The sequence below is a fragment of the Rurimicrobium arvi genome, assembly GCF_039540495.1.
GTDB lineage: Bacteria > Bacteroidota > Bacteroidia > Chitinophagales > Chitinophagaceae > Rurimicrobium > Rurimicrobium arvi.
In genome coordinates this window covers 1-1,167 of the sequence record NZ_BAABEZ010000007.1, presented here as the reverse complement: position 1 = coordinate 1,167, position 1,167 = coordinate 1, and the positions used below count along the sequence as shown (strand labels likewise).

At 47.2% G+C, this 1,167-nt stretch carries 1 protein-coding gene; it reads right to left on the bottom strand.

The genetic code is table 11. The features are described 5' to 3' along the window. Nucleotides 1-967, bottom strand: a 967-nt coding sequence (locus ABD846_RS04700; protein ID WP_344823173.1) for a hypothetical protein, incomplete at its 3' end; no start/stop codon positions are given. Nucleotides 968-1,167 lie beyond the last annotated feature (200 nt).

The following is a 1,167-nucleotide window of genomic DNA, read 5'->3' as shown; positions in this document are numbered from 1 at the left end:
AACCCGCTATATTCGAGGGAGTCGTATCGGTCGTCGGTGGTGGTGCATCACAGTTGATTACGGCAACCTGCACATCACGCGTCGTGAAACCCATCAGATCGCCCGTCTGACGATCATAATCATAAGTCTTGAACGCAAGAACAAACTTCCCGTTGATCGTCGGCTGGAACGTTGCTGTACCGGTGCTCGGATCAAAATAATACGGATAGCTCGGATCGCTCGCTATCGGATCTGTCAATGAATAACAATATGCAGTAGCCGGTGCAGGTGGAGGACATGCGTAGGGAATAACATTATAAGGGAACGGGCTTACCGTATTGGTACGCGGTTGCTGGCTTACAGAAATCATACTGTCCAGATCCGGATCCTGGGGAGCATTCGGAAAGCTCACTTTATTGGCGCGACAGAAATAAGGAATAGGGTCAAGCGTATAACGCGGTGTGTTCACACGTGCTTTCTTCGTGATGTTGATCATCGCATCTACGAAAAGGGATGTGGAAGCCGGATTCTGAAGATTTTGAATAGCGCCATTTCTATTTCCTGAATACCACCAGAACACCCAGTCGGAACAAGGGCCGGGAAGCGTAACAACCAGCTGCCAGCGGTGACGCACGAATGCAGGACGCAGCGCTACAGAAGTGGAGTCCAGCGTACGGCAGGAGTTGATCTTCTTGAACGTATCGCACAACTGATCCAGTGTGTCGATCTGAGGTGTACCCATATCGCGGCTGTCACCGGGAAAACAGTCGGAAATAGATTTCCAGTTAAGTGTAGCACTTGTAGCTAATGGAGCAGCCCCTATTTCACATGATTTATATACGTTCAATGTAACCCTGTAAGTATAGGGACTTGCGGCTGTAGGAACATAATCCACACTGATATCAGCAGCCGCAAGGTGACTCGCCTTCGACTGCAAAGGCAGGAACGGCAATAAAAAAACCAGTAAAAACAGTTTTATATATTTCATGGCATAAATAATGTGGTAATATACAAAATATCGGCACAAAAAAAATGTTGCCCGAAGGCAACATTTTTTTTATCTAACGAGATTAACATCGCCCTTGAGTGTCTGTGTGGTTCCATCCGGATACCCCACCGTTATGAGGTAGTTGTATACCCCCATATCTGCAGGTTTACCATTATAGGTACCATCCCAGCCATCATTGA